Here is a 15,666-nt window from a genome sequence, read left to right as displayed (position 1 = left end):
CGACCATTCGAGCCGGGTCGGCGGCGGCCTCAGTCCGCGGCGGATTCCGGTATCAAAGGCATAACCGATTGCGTATTGTCGGCCCGATATTGGCCGAAGACGGGCTGCGGGAAACTCGACCAGCATGAGACGTCTCAAAATCTGGCGCCGGTGGTTCGCGCAAAAGTTCGGCTTTGCGCGGCTGGTGTGCCTTGGGTTGCTGATCGTGTTTGCGGTCATTCGGCTCTGGGACCCGCCGCCGGTCCAGGAGCTGCGGCTGCGCACCTTCGACATGTTTCAGCTGATCGATCCCCGTCACAAGACGGTGCGGCCGGTCGCCATCGTCGACATCGACGACAAGAGTCTTGCCAGGTTCGGTCAGTGGCCGTGGTCGCGCACGCGCATCGCGGACATGATCATCAACCTCACCAACAACGGCGCGGTGGCGATCGGATTCGACGTGGTGTTTTCCGAGCCCGACCGGCTCAATCCCGATCTGGTCGCGAGCCAGATGCGCTATCTGGACGACGCCACGCGTACCAGGCTGCGCGAACTGCCGAGCAACGACCAGGTCCTCTCCGAAGCGATCAAGCGCTCGCGCGTGGTGCTGGGCGAGACCGGGCAGTCGGCGGTCACGTCGGAGATCGACAGGGAGCTTCCCTTCACCGGCGTGGCAACGGTCGGTGAAGCGGGAGCCGAGCGCTTTCTGTTCGAATTCCCGGGTCTCTTGCGCAACGTGCCCGTCATCGAGAAGGTCGCCGCCGGACGCGGCCTGTTCACGATCAGGACCGAGCGCGACGGCCTGATCCGGCGCGTGCCGATGGTCATGCTCGCGCAGGGCAACATCATGCCCTCGCTCAGTCTCGAGATCCTGCGGGTCGTCACGGGGACCCCGACACTGCTGGTGCGGACCGACAAGACCGGCATACGCGCCGTTCGTCTCAAGGGTGTCGAGATCCCGACGGACGAGAACGGTCAGCTCTGGGTGCATTATGCCCGGCAAGATCCGTCGATCTACGTCTCGGCGGCCGACGTGCTCGACAACACCGTGTCGCCGAGCAAGATCAACGGCAAGCTGGTGCTGATCGGTACCTCCGCGGTCGGCCTGAACGACATCAAGACGACGCCGGTGTCGCGCGCCATGCCAGGGGTCGAGATTCACGCTCAGGTGCTCGAAGGCGTCCTGAGCGGCGCCGCGATCTCACGGCCGAACTACGCGCTCGGCGTCGAATTGCTCACTGCGATGATCATAGGCATCCTCGTCATCATCTTCACGCCGAATCTCGGCCCCGTCCGGCTGGTGCTTGCGGGTGCGATGTTCGGCGCCGTCCTGATCGGCACGTCCTGGTTCTTCTACTCGCAGCACCGCTATCTCATCGACTTCACCTATCCGCTGCTGTCGACGACGGCGATCTACCTGACCTTCATCTTCGCGAGCTTCGTGCGCGAGCAGCGGCAGCGGAAGGAGATCCGCGGCATCTTCGCGCAATACATGTCGCCGGTTCTGGTCGAGCAGATGGCGCAGTCGCCGGAAAAGGTCGTGCTCGGCGGCGAAGAGCGCGAGATGACGATCATGTTCTCGGACGTGCGTGGCTTCACCACGATCTCTGAGAGCTACAAGCAGGATCCGCAAGGGCTCATCATGCTGATGAACCGCTTCCTGACGCCGCTCACCGACGTGATCATCGAAGAGAAGGGCTACGTCGACAAATATATGGGCGACGCCATCATGGCGTTCTGGAATGCGCCGCTCGACGATTCCAGGCACCAGGTCAACGCCTGCGAGGCGGCGATCCAGATGCTCGAGAAGATCGACCTGGTCAACAAGGAGCGCGAGCAGGAAGCCGCCGACGGCGGCCACATCTACATTCCGCTCAATGTCGGTATCGGTCTCAACACCGGCATCGGCGTGGTCGGCAACATGGGTTCGGACCTGAAGAAGAATTATTCGGTGCTCGGCGACAGCGTGAACCTGGCCTCACGCCTCGAAGGCCAGACCAAGGAATACGGATTCCCGATCATCGTCGGCTCCCGCACCGCGCTCGCCGCCAAGGACAGTTTCGCGATCCTCGAGCTCGATTTCATCATGGTCAAGGGCAAGACCGAGCCGGAGGTGATCTATGCCATCGCCGGACGCGAGGACGTGATGCAGTCGGGCGCGTTCCAGCGCCTTCGCAATATCACCATCGAGATGCTCGGCTGCTACCGCAGCTGCGATTGGCAGGGCGCACTGGACGCCATCGAACGCGGCCGCCGCAGCGAGGACGCCGATACGCTGGAAAAGCTGTTCAAGCTCTACGAAGCCCGCATCAAGGAATTCAAGATCAACCCGCCGCCGGAGGGCTGGACCGGGGCGTATGCGCTGCTGACGAAGTAGGGGATGGACCTGCGGGGCGAGCCGGCGCCTCAATAGAGCTGTCGCCAGGACGACGGCCGTATTTGACGCCGCCCGTCGCCTCCGCAGGCCGCCGCCATTTGCGCAGCCGCTCTGCGCAAATGCGACACCAAATCTCACGGCACCCGATAAGATGGGCCACGAAGCCGCGTGCTGGATGGTCATGGGCCATAGCCGCGCGCCGGGAGAGGAAATCGCATGACGAGACCAACGACAAAAGAAATCCAGGCGACGGCACAGATCGCCGGTGTTCCCGTGAACGAGGAGATTGCGACGCGCATCTCCAATTCCCTCGGACCTGCCTTCGAGGGCTTTGCCGCCATCGCCGGCACGCTGCCGTTCGACCTCGAGCCCGCGCTCTATCCGCTCGCGCAAGCCGCGAAGGTGTCGAAATGAGCCGTGAACCCGCCTTGATGTCGCTCACCGAGGTCGCGCGTGCGATCGCGATGAAGCAGGTCTCCTCGCATGAGGTGACGCGCGCGCTGCTGCACCGCATTGCGCAATGGCAGCCGCATCTCAACGCCTTCATGTCGATCGAGTCGGAAGCCGTGCTGAAGGCGGCCGACGCCGCGGACGCCGATCTTGCCAAGGGCACGGTTCGCGGTCCGCTGCATGGCGTGCCGCTCGCGCACAAGGACATGTATTACGATGCGGGCAAGGTCGCGACCTGCGGCTCGCTGATCCGCCGCGATTTCGTACCGACGGTGACATCGACCGCCTTGCAGCGCCTCAAGGACGCCGGTCAGATCAGGCTCGGCACGCTGCATCTGGCCGAGTTCGCCTACGGCCCGACCGGCCACAACGCCCATTACGGCCCGGTGCACAATCCCTGGAACGTCGCGCATATCACCGGCGGCTCGTCGTCGGGCTCCGGCGCATCGGTCGCGGCGCGCCTGAACTTCGCGGCGCTCGGCTCGGACACCGGCGGCTCGATCCGCATGCCCGCGCATTTCTGCGGCGTCACGGGGCTGAAGACCACGGTCGGCCGCGTCAGCCGCGCCGGCGCGATGCCGCTGTCGCAATCGCTCGACACGGTCGGCCCGCTCGCGCGCACCGCAGAAGACTGCGCGCTGCTGCTGGCGCTGATGGCTGGGCTCGATCCCGAAGATTCGACCACCAGCCATGAGCCGCTGTCGGACTATGTCGCAGCCACAAAGGGCTCGCTGAAGGGCCTCAGGATCGGGGTGCCCGCGTCGTTCTATGTCGACGATCTCGACGGCGAGGTCGCGCGCGTGCTGGACGAGACCATCGCTGTGCTCAAGCGCGAAGGCGCCGACATCGTCAAGGTCGAGCTGCCGGATCAGCGGCAATTGTCAGCGGCGAGCCAGCTCGTGCTCGCCGCGGAGGCGGCCGCCTTCCACAAGCGCTGGATGATCGAGCGGCCGCAGGACTATGGCTCGCAGACGCTGATGCGGCTTCAGAACGGCCTCGCCGTTCCCGCCATCACGTATCTGGAGGCGATGCGGTGGCGTGGCCCGGCGCTCGCCGCGCACAATGCGGCCGCTGCTGGCGTCGATGCGATCATCGCGCCGGCCTCGCCCATCCCGGCGCCGACGATCGAGGAGAGCGACGTCGGCGGCGGACCGAACGCGCCGGTGCTGTTGCAACGGCTGACGCTGTTCACCCGCCCGGTGAATTTTCTGGGCCTGCCGTCGCTGACGGTGCCGTCCGGGTTCACCCAAAACGGCTTGCCCGTCGGCATGCAGCTGATCGGCCGCTCCTTCGATGAAGCGACCCTGCTCACCATCGGCGCCGCGTTCCAGCGCGTCACCGACTACCACGACCGGGTCCCCAAGCTGCCGTCCTGAGGGAACGGCGGGGGACGGGGCGGGCATCCCGGCGGGGCCATTTCTACTGTGCATGGGGTTGTTTTCGCGATTTGTGTCTGAGGGGTCCCTTCGGGAACCCCATTCAGACATCATTCATCCCGGTTCCGGTTCCATGCGCCCGTTCACGGAGAGGGACTTCAATTTATGTACATTTCTGGCCAAAGCCTCATCGTCATCCTGTTCGTCGGCCTGGTCGCCGGCTGGCTCGCGGGCAAGGTCGTGCGGGGGAGCGGGTTCGGCATCATCGGCGATATCGTGATCGGCATCGCCGGCGCATTCGTCGCCAGCTTCCTGTTCCCGAAGCTCGGCATCCATATCGGCGCAGGCCTGGTCCGGGAGATCATCTATTCCGCAATCGGCGCCGTCATCCTGCTGCTGGTGGTGCGGCTGGTGCGCGGCGGCGGCCGGTTCTAGCCGGCCAGGTTCGATCGACGTTGCGCCTCTCCCCTTGCCTGGGGAGAGGCGCAGTCTTTGCCAGAAAAAGCCGCAAAGACTGTGAAATACCGGACTTGCGCATCGGGCTGTCCGGGGTAGATGTGGCCAGGGCCCGGATGAATTCGATTGTGTTTCCCGCTGGGAGAACGCGATATTAATCCGGAGCGAGTACGCCTCGATTTACTTCAGGGGTTTTGCCCCTCACCCGAAAGAGATCAGACTGATGGCAGCCGTTCCCGGCCTTCGCCGTTCAGAGCTCGGTGACGCGCTGCGTGCCTGCCGCACGGCGTTCGTCGGCCTCGCCTTCATGAGCTGCATGATCAACCTGCTCTATCTGACCGGGTCGATCTTCATGCTGGAGGTCTACGACCGGGTGCTGCCGAGCCGCAGCATTCCGACCCTGGTCGGCCTGATCGTCCTCGCCGGCGGCCTCTATATGGCGCAGGGCGTGCTCGACATGATCCGCAGCCGTATCCTGGGGCGCGTCGGCACCGCACTCGACGAAGCCCTGAACAAGCGCGTGTTCGATACCATCGTGCGACTGCCGCTGCTGGTCGGCAGCCGCAACGAGGGCCTTCAGCCGCTGCGCGACCTCGACAATGTCCGCTCCTTCCTTGGCGGGATGGGCCCGAGCGCCTTCTTCGACCTGCCCTGGCTGCCGCTCTATCTCGGCATCTGCTTCGCCTTCCACGTCTGGATCGGCGTGACCGCGCTGATCGGCGCGGTCATCCTGGTCGGCCTGACGCTGGTCACCGAATTCCTGTCCCGCCAGCCGGCGAAAGACGCGATGGGCCTTGCCGCCCAGCGCAACGACCTCGCCCAGTCCAGCCGCCGCAATGCCGAAGTGCTGGTGTCGATGGGCATGGCCGGCCGGCTGAACGCGCGCTGGAGCGAGGCCAACGAAAAATATCTCGCCGGCAATCAGCGTGCGAGTGATGTCGCCGGCGGTCTCGGCGCGATCGCCAAGGTGCTGCGCATGATGCTGCAATCGGCAGTGCTTGCGGTCGGCGCCACGCTGGTCATCCATCAGGAGGCGACCGCGGGCATCATCATCGCGGGCTCGATCCTCTCCGCTCGCGCGCTGGCGCCGGTCGATCTCGCGATCGCGCATTGGAAATCCTTCGTCGCGGCCCGCCAGAGCTGGCACCGGCTCAGCCGCCTGCTGGAACAGATGCCGGCGCAGCCGATGCCGACCCAGCTGCAGGCGCCCACCAGCCGCCTCTCGGTCGAAGCCGTTGCCATGGTGGCGCCGGGCGACCAGCGCCTCATCGTTCAGGACGTCACCTTCGCGCTCGAAGCCGGCAACGGCCTCGGCGTGATCGGACCGAGCGGCTCCGGCAAATCCTCGCTGATCCGCGCGCTGGTCGGCGTCTGGCAGCCGGTCCGCGGCAAGGTCCGGCTCGACGGCGCGGCGCTCGACCAATGGTCATCCGACGTGCTCGGCCGCCACATCGGCTATTTGCCGCAGGACGTCGAGCTGTTCGGTGGCACGATCGCACAGAACATCAGCCGTTTTGATCCGGAGGCTAGTTCCGACGGCATCATCTCCGCGGCCAAGGACGCCGGCGTGCACGAGATGATCATCAAGATGCGCGAGGGCTACAACACGCAGGTCGGCGAGCAGGGTGGCTCGCTCTCTGCCGGTCAGGCGCAACGCGTGGCACTGGCGCGCGCGCTCTACGGCAATCCGTTCCTGATCGTGCTGGACGAGCCCAATTCCAATCTCGACACCGAAGGTGACGAGGCTCTGACCCGCGCGATCCGCAGCGCGCGCGAGCGCGGCGCCATCGTCATCGTCGTGGCGCACCGGCCCATCGGCGTCGAGGCGGTCGACCAGGTCCTGGTGCTGCGCGACGGCCGCATGCAGGCCTTCGGTCCGAAAGAGCAGGTGCTCGCCCAGGTGCTCCAGCCCCGCGTCGCGCCTCCGGCGCCGATCAAGATCGTCAGCGAAGGCGGAGTGGCCAAACCATGAGCACGATGACGGTTAGCGGGCGAAAGCCCGCCGCGAACAGGACCGTGCGGGAATCGATCCGGTTTCACCTGATCCTCGGGCTCGGGATCGTGTTGCTGCTCGCCGTCGGCCTCGGCGGCTGGGCCTCTACGGTGCTGATCTCCGGCGCGCTGATCGCGCCGGGCCAGATCGTGGTCGAATCCAACGTCAAGAAGGTGCAGCATCCGACCGGCGGCGTGGTCGGCGAAGTGCGCACCCGCGATGGCGACCTGGTCAAGGCCGGCGACATCCTGGTGCGGCTCGACGACACCGTGACCAAGGCCAACCTCGCCATCGTCACCAAGAATCTCGACGCCGCCCAGGCGCGCGCGGCGCGGCTTCAGGCTGAGCAGCGCGGTCTCGACAAGATCGAGTTTCCGCAATCACTGCTCGAACGCGCCAGCGATCCCGACGTCAAGGCACTCCTCTCCGCCGAAACCAAGCTGTTCGACGTTCGCGTCAATGGCCGCGCCGGACAGAAGGCGCAGCTGCGCGAGCGCATCCAGCAGCTCAACGAGGAGATCGAGGGCCTCCAGGCGCAGGAGAAAGCCAAGGACAAGGAGATTTCACTGGTGCAGCAGGAGCTCACCGGCGTCCGCGATCTCTATGACAAGCATCTTGTGCAGATCTCGCGCCTGACCACCCTGGAGCGCGACTCTGCCCGCCTCAACGGCGAGCGCGCCCAATACATCGCCTCGCGAGCGCAGGCCAAGGGCAAGATCACCGAGACAGAACTTCAGATCATCCAGGTCGACAAGGACATGGTGAGCGAAGTTTCCAAGGATCTGCGGGAGACCAACGACAAGAGCGGCGAGTTGATCGAGCGCAAGGTCGCCGCCGAAGACCAGCTCCGCCGCGTCGACATCCGTGCGCCGCAGGATGGCATGGTGCTGCAATCGACGGTGCACACGGTCGGCGGCGTCGTCACCGCCGGCGACACATTGATGCTGATCGTGCCGCAGACCGACGATCTCCAGGTCGAGGCCAAGGTCAACCCGGTCGACATCGACAAGCTGCAGATCGGCCAGAAGACGCTGCTGCGTCTGTCGGCCTTCAACCAGCGCACCACGCCGGAGCTCAACGGTGTCGTCAGCCGTGTCTCGCCAGACGTCACCACGGACCAGCGCACCGGTCAGAGCTACTATACTATCCGCGTCTCGATGTCCGCCGAGGAGGTCGCCCGGCTCGGCGATTCCAAGCTGATCCCGGGTATGCCGGTGGAGGCGTTCGTCCAGACCGGCGACCGCACCATGCTGTCGTACCTCTTGAAGCCGCTGCACGACCAGTTCATGCGGGCCTTCCGCGAGAAGTGACGCCCGCGGCAACTCGATCTCGTAGGGCGGGTTAGACGAAGCCGTAACCCACCATGTCTCTATCCGAGGAAGCAGAAGTGGTGGGTTACGCTGTGCTAACCCACCCTACGGCGCGTTGTTCTTTGCTATAGTTCGACTCACGGTAACAACCCGGCGGTCGAACAATGCAATCTCCACCCTCCATCGCCACCAAATCCTTCACCGACGCTGGTCTCGCCGTCACCCGCCTCGAGGAAATCTACGAGCGCAACACGAAATTCCTGCGCGACCGGTTCGAGGCCTATGTGTCGGGCGAGGCGATCACGACGCGGGTGCGCGCCTATTATCCCTTCGTCCGTCTCACCACCGCGACGCATGCGCGGCTGGATTCGCGCCTCGCCTATGGCTTTGTCGCGGGACCCGGCGTGCACGAGACCAGCGTCACGCGGCCGGATCTGTTCCGCGCCTACCTCACCGAGCAGATCGGCCTGTTGATCCAGAACCACGGCGTGCCTGTCGAGATCGGCGAGTCTGCCGAGCCGATCCCGATCCACTTCGCCTATCGCCGCGACATCAACATCGAAGCCGCCATCACCACCAGCGAGAATTCGCTCGCCACGCGATCGCTGCGCGATGCGTTCGATGTGCCTGATCTCGCCACCATGGACGATGCCATCGCCGACGGCACGTTCGAGCTGCGGCCGGGCACGCCTGAGCCCTTGTCGCTGTTTCGCGCCGCCCGCGTCGATTACTCGCTGCGCCGGCTCTATCACTACACCGGCACCGATCCCGAGCATTTCCAGAATTTCGTGATCTTCACCAACTACCAGTTCTATGTCGATGCCTTCGCGCAGCTCTGCCAGCAGCGGATCCAGTCCGGCGAAGCCGGCCTCGACGCCTTCGTCGCGCCCGGCAATTTGATCACGCGCAACGGCGGCGCGACCAGCGGAGACGCGCCGGTGCGTACGCCGCAGATGCCGGCCTTTCATCTGGTCATGCCAGGCTATCGCGGCATCACCCTGATCAATATCGGCACCGGTCCGTCCAACGCCCGCAACGTCACCGATCACGTCGCGGTGCTGCGGCCGCACGCCTGGCTGATGCTCGGGCATTGCGCCGGCTTGCGCAACACGCAGCGGCTCGGCGACTACGTGCTCGCCCATGGCTATGTGCGCGAGGACCACGTGCTCGACCGCGAGCTGCCGCTGTGGGTGCCGATCCCGGCGCTGGCCGAGATGCAGGTCGCGCTGGAGCAGGCGGTCGAGGACGTCACCGGCCTGGAGGGCTTCGAGCTCAAGCGCCTGATGCGCACGGGAACGGTCGCCAGCGTCGACAATCGCAATTGGGAAATCTCCGGACCCGAGGTCATCCGCCGCATGTCGCAATCGCGTGCGGTCGCGCTCGACATGGAATCGGCCGCGATCGCCGCCAATGGCTACCGCTTCCGCGTCCCTTACGGCACGCTGCTCTGCGTCTCCGACAAGCCGCTGCACGGCGAGATCAAGCTTGCGGGCATGGCCAGCGAGTTCTACCGCCGGCGCGTCGGCCAGCATCTCGAGATCGGCATCAAGGCGCTGGAGCGGCTCAAGCAGCAGGAATCAGAGCGGCTGCATTCGCGCAAGCTCCGCAGTTTCGCCGAGGTCGCCTTCCAGTAGACCGGCCGGGAGCTGCCCCGAATAATGGCAGCACGCCTGTCGTGCCACGCGCCTGATGGGCTCGCGCAGGCATTCCGGGAATATCCCGGCCGGCGCAGGGTTATCATCTCGTCCGGGGCGTCTTCGACAGAAATCAGGAGACCACAATGGTCGGTCCGATCATCAGGCTTGCCGTTCGCGGCGCGTATCTTGTGGCACTCGCTGCCGCAATCGGATCTGCACCCGTCCTCGCGGCAGGCGGAGGTGGTGGCGGAGGCGGCGGTGGTGGCGGCGGCATGGATCCCTTCGCGCGCCCGGTTCCCAGCCAAAGCACACCGGCTCCGACTTACCCGAGCCGCTCCGGCACCAAGGCCACCCAAAAGGGCAAGAAGCCCAATCCCAACAACCAGTCGAGTATCGATGATCCGGCCTTTGCCGCAGGCTACAGCGTGGCCTACGACACCATCTATGAGCGCAACGACTATACGGCTGCGATCGCGCAGTTGAAGGCGCTCGGCCACGACGACAACGCGAATGTCGCGAATCTGATCGGATACTCCTACCGCAAGCTCGGTGACTACAAGCAGTCGCAGGTCTGGTACGAGCACGCATTGAAGATCAATCCCAACCACGTGCTGACCTGGCAATATTATGGTCTCTGGCAGCTCGAACAGGGCAATCGCGAGCAGGCGATGTATCATCTCGGTCGGATCGCGGCGATCTGCGGCACGAGCTGCGAGGAATACAAGTCGCTGGCCGCTGCACTCGACAAGCCGACCGGAACGGCGCTCGCCTACTGACGCCAGAGAAGCGTCCCGCGCTGTTGCCAGGCGTCGCGTGACGGCCGGGTCTCGTGGTGCGGAGGGTGACAAAACACCAGATTTTCAGCATTGTCTCGTTCGGGGGCGCGAATGGGACAATTGCATGCCGCTGACGCGCGACAGGATCATCGGCCATGACCTCGAACGGCTGGCCTTTCGCTTCACCATGCTGAACGACGGTGAGGCCGTGCCATGCCAGATCAGCGACGCCGCGATGGACGAGCTCGCGGGCATGCAGGGCACCGAAAGCAGCGCGCGGCAGGCGCAGTTCACGTCGCTGCGCCAGACCATCGAACGAATCGCGTCGGACCTCTACGACGAGGCGCCGCGGTTCAAAGGCTATGTGGTGCGGATTTTCGTACGGCATTTGGGACGGTGACGTCGCCAAGCCCGCCGCCGCCATGCCCCGCTTTCGCGGAGCATGACAGGGAATGTCTGGCGACGGCAGCGTACCGATTCATTTGAGACGCAAGTGACCTCTCACCCCTCCAGCTTCCTCAACAGCAACTTCAGCGCCGTCGCTGCGAACACCTGCATGTTGCCGAACCGGTCGTTGCTATCCGTCTCCAGCGTCATCACCTCTGCTGCCGGTCCTGTGACCGCCATGCAGCTATGGCCGGCGGCGTCGCCGTAGCGGTTGCCGGTAGGACCGGCAGCGCCGGTTTCGGACAGGCCCCAGTCGGAATCGAAGCGGCCGCGCATCTGTTCGGCGAGCAGTTTCGCATAGGGTTCGGATGAGGAGCGGAAGCCCTTCATTCCTTCGTCCGAAATATCCATCAGCACGCGCCTGGCGTCGCGGGTGTAGACCACCGCGCCGCCGAGGAAATAGGCGGAGGCGCCGGGCACTGCGAGCAGGCTCGCAGCGATCAGGCCGCCGGTCGAGGATTCCGCAACCGCAATGGTCTGTTTGCGCGCGATCAGTTTGGCCGCGACCTGTTCCGCAATGCCGACGAGCTCTTTCATCCCTAACCTCTCATTCCTTCGCAACCGAGCTCAGCCTTCCTAGCATACGACAGTCGCCTTGGCCGAGTTGCGGGCGACGGGCAGGCCTGCTTGAATGGTGGACAAAGCGAAGCGGCCCAGTGCCGGCCGCGCAAATACGAGACGAGGGAACGTGAAAAGAGAGACGTCATGGCGTCCCTGATCGCCGGCGGTGTCGATTGCGACGTGCATCCGGCCGTGCCGCATCTGACCAGCCTGCTGCCGTATCTAAACGACTATTGGCGCGATCAGGTGACGACGCGCGGCATGGTCGATCTCGTGTCGCAGTCCTATCCCAAGAACTCGCCGATCGTGGCCCGGCCGGATTGGCGTCCCGAGACCGGCAAGCCGGGTGAAAGTCTCGAGGACATGCAGCGGCATGTGTTCGATTCTTTCGAGCTCAAGCTTGCCATTTGCAATCCGCTCTATGGCGTGCAGATGGTGTTCTCGGAAGATTTGCAGGCCGCGTTCTGCCGCGCACTGAACGAGTGGCTCGCGAAGGAATGGCTCGATCGCGATTCCCGGCTGCGCGGCTCGATCGTGATCCCGACGCAAAGCATCGAGAAATCAGTCGCTGAAATCGAGCGCTGTGCGCAGGATCGGCGCTTCGTACAGGTGCTGATGCTGGTGATGGGCGATACGCCGCTCGGCAAGCGCGCGCTGTGGCCGATCTACGAGGCCGCGGAACGGCTGGATCTGCCTGTCGGCATCCATGCCGGTTCCGCCTATCATAACCCGCCGACCGCGGTGGGATGGGGTTCCTACCACATCGAAGACTATGTCGGTCAGGCCCAGGCGTTCCAGACCCAGCTCACCAGCCTGATCGTTGAGGGCGTGTTCGTAAAGTATCCGCGGCTGAGGATGGTGATGCTGGAATCTGGCGTCTCCTGGATCTCGCCTTATCTCTGGCGCCTGCACAAGTTCTGGCGCGGGGTGCGGATGGAGACGCCCTGGGTTGATCGCGCGCCACTGGAAATTGTGCGCAGCAACATCCGCTTCTCGTTACAGCCATTTGATGCGCCGCCCGATCAGGAGACATTAATTCGCCTGTTTGATCATATGCAGTCCGACGAATTGGTCCTATTCTCCACGGACTATCCGCACTGGCAGTTCGACGGCCAGGACGCGCTGCCCGAGGGTCTCACCCCCGATCTCGTGCGCAAGATCATGATCGACAATCCGCATGCAACCTATCCCCGCCTGACGTGAGCCCGCTGCCAAAGGAGGCAAGGCGATGAATATCCAGTTCCGCGAGAACCAAGAAGCCGTTTCCCCGCTGACTGCAAAGACCGCGATCGCGGACTGCGACATCCATCCGGCGCGCGCGACCCGGACCGAGCTTTATCCCTATCTTGCCAAACGCTGGCAGCATCACCTCGAAGTCTACGGCGTTCATGCCTATCAGGGCATGATGGAAGGCCCTCCCTATCCGAAGGCGCAGCCCAATGCCTCGCGCCGCGATGCCTATCCACCGGAAGGCGGCCCGCAGGGCTCCTCGCTGTCCTTCATGCAGAAGCAGTTGCTCGATCCGAACAACGTGCAACTGGGGGTGCTCAATCCGCTCAACACGGGGCAGGGCATCCGCAATCACGATCTCTCGGCTGCGCTGTGCTCGGCGATCAACGATTGGCAGATCGACAAATGGACCAGCAAGGACAAGCGGCTGAAGGCGTCGATCGTCGTCGGTAACGAGGACGGGCTGTCCGCCGCCGCCGAGATCCGCGAGCGCGCCGGCGACAAGAATTTCGTGCAGGTGCTGCTGCTCAGCCGCAATGTCGAGCCGCTCGGCCAGCGCCGCTACTGGCCGATCTATCAGGCTGCGGAAGAGGCGGGCCTTCCGGTCGGCGTGCACGCGTTCGGCTTCGGCGGCAACCCGATTACGCCGTCAGGCTGGCCGTCCTATTACATCGAGGAGATGGTCGGCCACTCGCAGTGCCAGCAATCGGCGCTGGCAAGTCTCGTGCTTGAAGGTGTGTTCGAGCGCTTCCCGAAACTGAAGATGGTGATGATCGAAGCCGGCTTCGGCTGGGCGCCGTCACTGGCGTGGCGGCTCGACAAGGTCTGGCAGCGGCTGCGCAGCGAGGTGCCGCACGTGAAGCGCCCGCCGTCGGAATATATCCGCGAGCAGGTGTGGTGGACCACGCAGCCGATGGAGGATCCTGAAAGGCGCGAGGATCTGTTCGACGTCATCAAGTGGATCGGCTGGGACCGGCTGCTGTTCGCGACCGACTATCCGCATTGGGACTATGACGAGCCGTCACGCGTGCTGCCGGCGGGCGTCAGCGAGGCCAATCGCGAGGCGTTCTATCTCGGCAATGCCAAGAAGCTGTACGGAATTGGTTGATGGCGCGTCATGTGATCGCGCCGGTTGATGAGCTTCCACCGGGGACGCGAAAATTTCTGGAGATCGATGGGCGGCCGATCGCGGTCTTCAATATCAAGGGCGAATATTTCGGCCTGATGAACCGCTGCCCGCACCAGGGCGCGGCGCTGTGCGAGGGACCGCTGATCGGGCTCGCGCAATCGAAGGATCCCGGCGAGATCGAATACACCAAGTTGGGTGAGATCATCCGCTGCCCCTGGCACGGCTGGGAGTTTGACATCCGCACCGGCCAATCCTATTGCGACCCCCGCCGCTTTCGCGTGAAGGCGTATCCGGCGCATGTCGAGCCAGGCGCGAGCGTGGTGAAGGGGCCGTATGTCGCCGAGACGATCCCGGTAAAGGTCGAGAGCGATTACGTCGTGGTGGAATTGTAGGTCTTCGCCACGCCGGCAGTGCGCTCCCTCGCCCCGTTCTTACGCGGAGAGGCTAAGGAAGAGCGCGCCCCGGGATGACACCGTCTCAATGCCCCGTCGCCGGCTCCGCGACGGTGTCGTAGCTCGGCACCGCCTTGCCGCCGTCGCGATAGACGATCAGTGCGGCTATGATGCCGAGCGCGGCTCCAAACATGAGCCAGTACGCCGGCGAGGCCTTGTCGCCGTGGGTCATGCTGATCAACTTGGTCGCGACGATGGGAGTGGACGTGCCGAAGATGCCGGCAGCCATTGCGAAGGCGATCGAGAAACACGTGGTCCGGACATGGGCCGGCACGATTTCGACCAGACATCCCAGCATCGTGCCGCTGTAAACGCCGAAGTAGAACGAGAACATCATCTGGACTGCCAGCAGCTTTCCGAGGGTGGGGGCTGCGGCGAGCCAGGACAGCGCAGGATAAGCAGTCAGGAATGCCAGCGCTGCGATCGTCACCAGCACCGGCTTGCGGCCGATCCGGTCGGATACCGCGCCGCCGACCGGATTCCAGATGAAATTGGTCACCGCAACCAGAAGCGTCACCAGCAATGTTCCCGTCGGCGAAAGGTTGAGCTGCTTGCCGAAGCCGGGGGCATAGACGGTGATGAAGTAGAAGGTCGTCGTGGTCAGGACGGCGATCATCATGCCGAGAATGACTATGCGCCAGTTCGCGATCGCAGAAGCGAACACCTCACGCGCGGTCGGATGTTTCTTCATGGCGAGGAAGGCCGGGGTTTCCTCCAGCGAACGCCGCAACATGAAAATGACGGGGATGATGATGCAGCCGATGAAGAACGGGATGCGCCACTTCGCAATTCCCCCGATGGCGTCCAGGAAGGTGTCGCCGGGAATGACCTCCCTGAGGATAAAGCCGATGATCGCTGCGACAAAGATCGCGACTTGCTGGCTGGAAGACTGGAACGAGGTGTAAAAGCCGCGATTGCCAGGCGTGGAGATCTCGGAGAGATAAACCGAGACGCCGCCCAGTTCGACGCCGGCGGAGAACCCCTGGATCAACCGGCCAATCAGAACGATGACCGGGGCAGCAACGCCGATCGCCGCGTAAGACGGGCAGAACGCGATCACCACGGTGCCGAGCGCCATGAGCGCGAGCGTAACGATCAGGCCCTGACGGCGGCCGATGCGGTCGATATAGGCACCGAGCACGATGGCACCCACGGGGCGCATCAGCGCGCCGAGCCAGAACACGCCATACGCGTTGAGCAGTGCTGCGGTGTCGTCGGCCGCGGGAAAAAACGCCTTCGCGATGTCCTGCGCATAGAAGCCGAACAGGAAGAAGTCGAACTGCTCGAGGAAATTGCCCGATGTTGCGCGCAGGATCGCGCCGATCCGCGACTTGATGGCGGGCGGATTGGTTGCTGGTCCAGCCATGACGTTACTCTCCAGAAAACGTGGCCGGACCGGAACTCGTTTCACGGCAAGGCGACAGATTTATGCTGCGACAATCTGTCCTACCCCTCCCGCGCGGAGCGCGGGGAGTCAACCGATTTCACTGCGG

The 15,666-nt window shown here is 64.2% G+C and carries 14 protein-coding genes and 1 pseudogene; 13 read left to right on the top strand and 2 right to left on the bottom strand.

Going from position 1 to position 15,666, the window contains the following annotated elements:
* Positions 1–124 precede the first annotated feature (124 nt).
* From JQ631_RS16390 to JQ631_RS16350, 10 genes and pseudogenes are all read left to right on the top strand, one after another.
* A complete protein-coding gene (locus JQ631_RS16390; RefSeq protein WP_212327636.1) occupies positions 125–2,356 on the top strand; it encodes a CHASE2 domain-containing protein in 2,232 nt (743 codons plus the stop codon).
* Positions 2,357–2,444: 88 nt separating this feature from the next.
* Positions 2,445–2,576, top strand: a pseudogene (locus tag JQ631_RS32330) (dipeptide/oligopeptide/nickel ABC transporter ATP-binding protein); the annotation flags it as partial.
* The gene (locus tag JQ631_RS16385) at positions 2,573–2,770 is read left to right on the top strand and encodes a hypothetical protein (protein ID WP_212327635.1); all 198 of its coding nucleotides are present in this window, start codon (positions 2,573–2,575) and stop codon (positions 2,768–2,770) included. The pseudogene JQ631_RS32330 and the gene JQ631_RS16385, both read left to right, overlap by 4 nt.
* A complete protein-coding gene (locus JQ631_RS16380; protein WP_212327634.1) occupies positions 2,767–4,182 on the top strand; it encodes an amidase in 1,416 nt (471 codons plus the stop codon). Before JQ631_RS16385 ends, JQ631_RS16380 begins: the two co-directional genes overlap by 4 nt.
* A gap of 165 nt (positions 4,183–4,347) precedes the next feature.
* Positions 4,348–4,617 (top strand): GlsB/YeaQ/YmgE family stress response membrane protein, encoded by a 270-nt coding sequence (locus JQ631_RS16375; protein ID WP_212327633.1) that lies wholly within the window; start codon positions 4,348–4,350, stop codon positions 4,615–4,617.
* A 244-nt stretch (positions 4,618–4,861) separates the two neighbouring features.
* Positions 4,862–6,610 (top strand): type I secretion system permease/ATPase, encoded by a 1,749-nt coding sequence (locus tag JQ631_RS16370; protein ID WP_212327632.1) that lies wholly within the window; start codon positions 4,862–4,864, stop codon positions 6,608–6,610.
* On the top strand, positions 6,607–7,941 hold the full coding sequence (locus JQ631_RS16365; protein ID WP_212327631.1) for an HlyD family type I secretion periplasmic adaptor subunit: 1,335 nt from the start codon (positions 6,607–6,609) through the stop codon (positions 7,939–7,941). The genes JQ631_RS16370 and JQ631_RS16365 overlap by 4 nt, the downstream gene beginning before the upstream one ends.
* A gap of 164 nt (positions 7,942–8,105) precedes the next feature.
* Positions 8,106–9,575, top strand: coding sequence for an AMP nucleosidase (locus JQ631_RS16360; RefSeq protein WP_212327630.1), 1,470 nt, complete (start codon positions 8,106–8,108; stop codon positions 9,573–9,575).
* 146 nt (positions 9,576–9,721) lie between these two features.
* On the top strand, positions 9,722–10,354 hold the full coding sequence (locus tag JQ631_RS16355) for a tetratricopeptide repeat protein (RefSeq protein ID WP_212327628.1): 633 nt from the start codon (positions 9,722–9,724) through the stop codon (positions 10,352–10,354).
* Between the two features lie 124 nt (positions 10,355–10,478).
* Entirely contained in the window at positions 10,479–10,754 is a 276-nt protein-coding gene (locus JQ631_RS16350) for a DUF1488 family protein (RefSeq protein ID WP_212327627.1), read from the top strand.
* 101 nt (positions 10,755–10,855) lie between these two features.
* Here JQ631_RS16350 and JQ631_RS16345 read toward each other — a convergent pair whose 3' ends face one another.
* Positions 10,856–11,338 carry a CinA family protein gene (locus tag JQ631_RS16345; RefSeq protein ID WP_212327625.1) on the bottom strand — a complete coding sequence of 161 codons (483 nt, stop codon included), beginning with the start codon at positions 11,336–11,338 and terminating at the stop codon, positions 10,856–10,858.
* Between the two features lie 168 nt (positions 11,339–11,506).
* Between JQ631_RS16345 and JQ631_RS16340 the strand changes: the two genes are divergently transcribed.
* Genes JQ631_RS16340 through JQ631_RS16330 form a run of 3 tightly spaced genes read left to right on the top strand, consistent with a single transcriptional unit; the run spans position 11,507 to position 14,113 of the window.
* Positions 11,507–12,565, top strand: a complete 1,059-nt coding sequence (locus JQ631_RS16340) for an amidohydrolase family protein (protein WP_212327623.1) — start codon at positions 11,507–11,509, stop codon at positions 12,563–12,565.
* A gap of 25 nt (positions 12,566–12,590) precedes the next feature.
* On the top strand, positions 12,591–13,700 hold the full coding sequence (locus tag JQ631_RS16335) for an amidohydrolase family protein (protein ID WP_212327621.1): 1,110 nt from the start codon (positions 12,591–12,593) through the stop codon (positions 13,698–13,700).
* Positions 13,700–14,113 (top strand): Rieske (2Fe-2S) protein, encoded by a 414-nt coding sequence (locus JQ631_RS16330; protein ID WP_128928104.1) that lies wholly within the window; start codon positions 13,700–13,702, stop codon positions 14,111–14,113. Before JQ631_RS16335 ends, JQ631_RS16330 begins: the two co-directional genes overlap by 1 nt.
* An 85-nt stretch (positions 14,114–14,198) precedes the next feature.
* On the opposite strand, the gene JQ631_RS16325 is transcribed toward JQ631_RS16330, so the two are convergent.
* Positions 14,199–15,539 carry an MFS transporter gene (locus tag JQ631_RS16325; RefSeq protein ID WP_212327620.1) on the bottom strand — a complete coding sequence of 447 codons (1,341 nt, stop codon included), beginning with the start codon at positions 15,537–15,539 and terminating at the stop codon, positions 14,199–14,201.
* Positions 15,540–15,666 lie beyond the last annotated feature (127 nt).

Origin of the sequence: Bradyrhizobium manausense (assembly GCF_018131105.1) — a bacterium.
GTDB classification, from domain to species: domain Bacteria; phylum Pseudomonadota; class Alphaproteobacteria; order Rhizobiales; family Xanthobacteraceae; genus Bradyrhizobium; species Bradyrhizobium manausense_B.
The sequence above is the reverse complement of the archived record's forward strand: the minus strand, read 5'-3'. Positions and strand labels throughout refer to the sequence as shown.